The following is a 5,210-nucleotide window of genomic DNA, read 5'->3' as shown; positions in this document are numbered from 1 at the left end:
AATGCCGAGGCGGGTCTCGAACACCTCCGTGAGGTTGCAGATACCGTCATCGTCGTACCAAACGACCGTCTCCTTGAGGTTGTCCCACGGCTCCCGCTCTCCACCGCATTCAAGGTGGCAGATGAAGTGCTGATGAAGGCCGTGAAAGGAATCACCGAACTGATCACGCTTCCCGGTCTTGTGAACCTCGACTTTGCAGATGTCAGATCTGTCATGGAACAGGGCGGCATCGCGATGATCGGAATGGGTGAATCTGATTCCGAAGACAAGGCAAGCGATTCAGTGAAGAAAGCCCTCCGCTCGCCACTCCTTGATGTGGATATCTCGGGTGCAACCGCCGCACTCGTGAACGTAGTCGGAGGCCCCGATATGACTATGTCGGAAGCCGAAGGCGTGGTTCAGGAGATATACGAGCGGATCGATCCCGACGCACGGATCATCTGGGGTGCCCAGATAGATCCGGGCATGCAGAACCGTATGAGAACGATGCTTATCGTCACCGGGGTTCAGTCCCCCCAGATATATGGAAAGCCGGATGTTCCTCACGGACAGCGGCTCCAGAAGCAATACGATATAGATTTCCTTAAGTGATCACCATGAATATCCCGGAACTCAAGAAACCTGACCTGAAAGGTCTTAATCTGAATGAAGAACTCTTCAGGAAATATATCCGTGTACTGAAACTGGCACGGACACCCACCCGTGAAGAGTTCGGCAAAATCGGCCTCGTTGCAGGCATCGGAATTTGTATAATCGGTCTTGTTGGATTTATCATCTACCAGATCATGCTCGTGTTCTAGAACTGATCAAAATGACTGAAGCAGTAAACCACTACTACGCAATTAAGACGACCTCAAAGCAGGAACGCGCGGTTGCAGATTCCATCTTCCGTACTGTTGAGCGGAATGATGTTGATATCAGGGTCTCTTCAGTGATTGTGCCGGAGGAGCTGAAAGGATATGTGATCCTTGAGTCGCCGGAAGGACGCGGCCGGATCCAGGAACTCCTCGAGAGCATCCCCAGTGCACGGGCACTTGTGCCGGGCGAGACGAAGCTTGAAGATATTCTGCATTACCTTGAACCAAAACCTGTTGTCTCAGGTATTGATGAGGGAACCATCGTCGAACTGATCGCTGGTCCCTTCAAAGGAGAGAAAGCAGTTGTCAAGCGGATCGATCTCGGAAAGGAAGAGATCACTGTTGAGCTGTATGAGAGTATCGTTCCAATCCCAATCACCGTCCGGGGCGACCATGTCAGGGTCATCGAACGGAAGAACGAAGAGTAAGAGATAATCTGATCACCTCCAATCCCCCTCTTTTTCAGTGAGCCATCCCCATCATATTTATCAGATCTGCCGTTGACATATATGAACCACAGCTGACAATCCCATTAAGGGGTTGCCGGCATGGTGATACTATGGCAGAAACTGTCGAGGTACTGGTACCCGGCGGTAGAGCGACCGCAGGCCCGCCATTGGGCCCGGCGCTGGGCCCTCTCGGCATCAACGTGAAGGCCGTTGTCGATGAAATCAATCAGAAGACAGCGGAATTCAATGGAATGACTGTGCCAGTCACGGTGGAGGTCGACGATAAGAAGAACTTCACCATCTCGGTGGGTATCCCACCGACGACGGCATTGATCATGAAAGAAGTTGGTGTTGGGAAGGGGGCATCAAGCCCAAATGCCCAGCCGGTTGGTAATCTGCCGCTTGAAGCGATCATTCGGATCGCTCGCATGAAACAGGAGTCGATGCTCTCCTATGACCTCAGAAATGCGGTCAAGGAAGTCATAGGCACCTGCCGCTCCGTTGGAGTGACGATCGAAGGCATGAAGGCACAGGATGCTATTGCCGCGGTCAATGCGGGCCAGTTCGATGATCAGCTAAATGCATAGACATAGAGACAACCATAGGAGATCGTGATTATTGCGGTCGAGAACTATGGAGGCATCATTTAATGGTTGAGTTAACCCAGATTCAGAAGGCCGTATCCACGGCAATCGAGCAGGCGCCAGAGAGGAAGTTCCGGGAGAGTGTGGATATCACAATCAACCTGAAGAACATCGACATGGCGCAGCCGAAAAACCGTATTGATGCGACGATTCTTCTGCCAGAGAGTGCAGGCACCAAAAGGATCGCGGTTCTGGGCAAAGGAGACATAACCACTCAGGCAAAAGAGGCAGGTGCCGATATTATCATCGGCCCTGAAGAGATCGAACGCCTGGGAGGTGCCCCGCGTGAAGCCAGACAGGTTGCATGCGATTATGACTTTTTCCTTGCTGAGACCGCTGTTATGCCACTCGTAGGCCGATGGCTGGGCCCAAGGCTCGGTCCACGCGGCAAGATGCCAATGCCCATCCCCCCGGGACAGGACATCAGACCTATTGTAGAGCGTCTGCGCGGCTCCATCAGGATCCGTACGAAGGATAAGCTGACTTTTTCTGCGAAGATCGGGACGACAGAGATGACTCCTGAACAGATCGCAGAGAATATCAACACAGTCCTGAAAAGAGTCGAAGCAGATCTCGAGCAGGGCTCACAGAACCTCCGCTCGGTCTTTGTCAAAACGACCATGGGGCCGGCAGTGAGGTTGATCTAAATGGCAGTATACACACGCCACCTGCCTCAGTGGAAGCAGGATGAGGTTGAAGAAGTCAAGAAGAATGTGCAGGAGTATGCCTTAATCGGCATCATCGATACATTTGGTATCCCTGCATCACAGTTCCAGCAGATCCGGCGGAACCTCAAAGAGAGAGCCATCATCAAGGTGATGAGAAACACGCTCATAGAGCATGCATTCTCTGATCTTGGCGGAGCATATGACGATCTCAAAGAGCATATCACCGGACACTCGGCACTGATCTTCACAAACGACAACCCCTTCAGACTGTTCAAGTCCCTTGAACAGACGAAGACAAAGCGGGCTGCCAAAGCTGGTGAGATCGCACCTGAGGACATCGTTGTTCAAAAGGGAGCAACAAGCTTCAAGCCAGGCCCTATCGTCAGTGAACTTCAGCAGGCGGGTATCCCGGCCACCATCGATGGCGGCAAGGTGAAGATCCGCGAGACGAAGACTGTCGTAAAGGCTGGCGAGGTCATTGACCGGAAGAAAGCCGGTGTCCTCTCGAAACTTGACGTTAAGCCGATGGATGTCGGTTTATCTCTTTTCGTCGCACTCTACCAGGATGAGCTGTATCTTCCGGATGTACTTGGTATTGACGAGACTGAATACTATAACAAGCTCGTTCTTGCCGTTCAGCAGGCGTTCAACCTCTCGGTCAATGCAGCCTATCCGACTGCATTCACGATGGAGACGATCCTTGCAAAGGCATTCCGTGAGGCTCGCAGCCTTGGTATAGAGGCCGCTATCTACGAGAAGGATGTCATTGATGGCATCATCGCAAAGGCATACAGACAGATGAACACAATCAAAGTATTAGTTGAATAAGGTGACTGAATTATGGAGTACATATACGCTGCTCTCTTACTGCACTCTGCTGACAAAGCAGTTGAAGAAGAATCCGTCAAGGCAGTTCTCTCTGCCGCAGGTATCGCTACAGACGAATCCCGTGTAAAGGCGCTCATTGCCGCCCTTGACGGCGTTGACATCGAAGATGCCATCAGCAAGGCCGCTGCAGCACCCGTTGCTGTCGCAGCAGCCGCAGCACCTGTAGCAGCAGCCGCTGCTGAAGAGGCGCCTGAGGAAGAAGAGTCAAAGAAGGAAGAGGAAGAAGAGTCCGGCATGGCCGGTCTTGGAGCCCTCTTCGGCTAAATTTCTTTTTTTTACCCAGACAATCCCGCCACTGAAGAAGGCAGGAACAGGTTTTCATTCAGTTGTATCTACCCCGGAGTGCTAACGCTGCTGTTGCAGGCCCGCTATTTTCTTCGTTTGAAGAATGAAACCATCAGAGATGGGAAGGATTCGGTTTCACCTCAAGATCTGATGCCGCTATCTTTTCACAAAGCCGTCTCCGCTTCCGGATAGGCCAGAGATCATAGAGGAAGAACTGGACCGGTTTCCAGAGGGCGACCCACCCGATGATGATCAGGGACTCGGCGATCAGCCCGGCAAGAGATCCCTGTTCGAAGATATCTGATGCATGCTGGCTGATTGTCAGGCAGAAGAAGAGGAAGACGATCCCGATTGCCAGGTTCAGCCGTTCACGCCTCCATTGGACCGAGAGGGCGTGCCCTGCCAGTGATCCAAGATAGAGGAAGTGGTTGGCAACTCCCATTCTGATATTCTCTGTCACCTCATGGGAGATGAGGGGGAGCGGCAGGTATACGGTTATCCGGGCCTTCTGATCAAAGGGGATCTCTTCAAAAGAGGCATAGATATACTCTTCAGCATCAGGATCAAGTTCTTTTTCATAGAAGGGCGCTGGGTCAAGGGTATTGAAGAGCTGGATGACGTTTGAGATCTTCAGTTCAACACGGGCGATCTCATCAGGATCCTCAGGCGGGGATCCAAATTCCCGTTCGGGATACTCAAACTCCCGTGCCTCCATCCGAAATTCACCTGCTTCCGGCGATGATCGCCTGCCCATATGAGATGCAGCCATCACCGAGCGGGTACTCGGTATTGATGACCGGCTCGATTCCGGCTCTCCTGAGTTCTTCACAGATGGTGGATCTGATCATATGGTTGTAGCAGACGCCTCCTGAGAGGGCAGCCTTTCCGATACCGTGCTCTCCGGCAACCGACACTGCCATCCGGGCAATACCGCGGGCGAGATTGAACTGGAAGGATGCGGCGATATCCGCAACAGCACGCCTCTGTATCTCGTGGCTCTCCTCTTTCAGGGGAAGATACCGCAGAAATGCCTCTTCCATCAGGCGGGAAGTCGAAAGCACCTGCCGGCCGTTCTCTTCAGAGATAAGAAGCTCCCATTCTGCGGGTCTTCCCGATGCAGCCACTGCCTCAAGCCGCATCGCGGGCTCGCCATCATAGGTCCTTTCAGAACAGATGCCAAGGAGGGCAGATGCGGCATCAAGCACCCTGCCGGTACTCGTTGTTGGTATGGTGTTGAACCTTCTTTCAACCTGATGTGCAAGTGCCGAAGAGGCGATATCATTCCATCCCCGCCCGGCAAGGAGATCCAGTACCTCGGGCCGGGGGAGGATGCCATAGAGCATCCGTTCGGGATGTGCGGTAGCGGCATCACCCCCCGGCATCAGCACCTGTTCGAGGTGTCCGGCCCGGAGATAATCC

General features: G+C 53.0%; 7 protein-coding genes and 2 pseudogenes. 7 read left to right on the top strand and 2 right to left on the bottom strand.

What is annotated here, in order from left to right; genetic code table 11:
* The 7 genes and pseudogenes from QCH34_RS06310 to rpl12p all read left to right on the top strand — a co-directional run.
* Positions 1 to 591 (top strand): annotated as a pseudogene (locus QCH34_RS06310) (cell division protein FtsZ); the annotation flags it as partial.
* A gap of 5 nt (positions 592 to 596) precedes the next feature.
* Positions 597 to 800, top strand: coding sequence for a protein translocase SEC61 complex subunit gamma (locus tag QCH34_RS06305; protein ID WP_300331869.1), 204 nt, complete (start codon positions 597 to 599; stop codon positions 798 to 800).
* Positions 801 to 811: 11 nt separating this feature from the next.
* Positions 812 to 1,285: a transcription elongation factor Spt5 gene (locus QCH34_RS06300; protein WP_300331866.1), complete on the top strand. Its 474-nt coding sequence runs from the start codon at positions 812 to 814 to the stop codon at positions 1,283 to 1,285.
* Between the two features lie 131 nt (positions 1,286 to 1,416).
* Positions 1,417 to 1,893 (top strand): 50S ribosomal protein L11, encoded by a 477-nt coding sequence (locus QCH34_RS06295; RefSeq protein WP_300331863.1) that lies wholly within the window; start codon positions 1,417 to 1,419, stop codon positions 1,891 to 1,893.
* A gap of 62 nt (positions 1,894 to 1,955) precedes the next feature.
* A complete protein-coding gene (locus QCH34_RS06290) occupies positions 1,956 to 2,597 on the top strand; it encodes a 50S ribosomal protein L1 (RefSeq protein ID WP_300331860.1) in 642 nt (213 codons plus the stop codon).
* A complete protein-coding gene (locus QCH34_RS06285) occupies positions 2,598 to 3,446 on the top strand; it encodes a 50S ribosomal protein L10 (protein WP_300331857.1) in 849 nt (282 codons plus the stop codon). It begins immediately after the preceding gene.
* 12 nt (positions 3,447 to 3,458) lie between these two features.
* Positions 3,459 to 3,770 (top strand): 50S ribosomal protein P1, encoded by a 312-nt coding sequence (gene rpl12p / locus QCH34_RS06280; RefSeq protein ID WP_300331854.1) that lies wholly within the window; start codon positions 3,459 to 3,461, stop codon positions 3,768 to 3,770.
* A gap of 133 nt (positions 3,771 to 3,903) precedes the next feature.
* Here the strand turns inward: rpl12p and QCH34_RS06275 are convergent, their stop codons facing one another.
* Positions 3,904 to 4,560, bottom strand: coding sequence for a hypothetical protein (locus tag QCH34_RS06275; protein WP_300331851.1), 657 nt, complete (start codon positions 4,558 to 4,560; stop codon positions 3,904 to 3,906).
* Positions 4,514 to 5,210: pseudogene (locus tag QCH34_RS06270) on the bottom strand (carbamoyltransferase HypF); the annotation flags it as partial. The pseudogene QCH34_RS06270 and the gene QCH34_RS06275, both read right to left, overlap by 47 nt.

Origin of the sequence: Methanocalculus sp. (genome assembly GCF_029762515.1) — an archaeon.
Classification (GTDB): Archaea; Halobacteriota; Methanomicrobia; order Methanomicrobiales; family Methanocorpusculaceae; genus Methanocalculus.
This window is presented reverse-complemented; position numbering and strand designations above follow the sequence as displayed.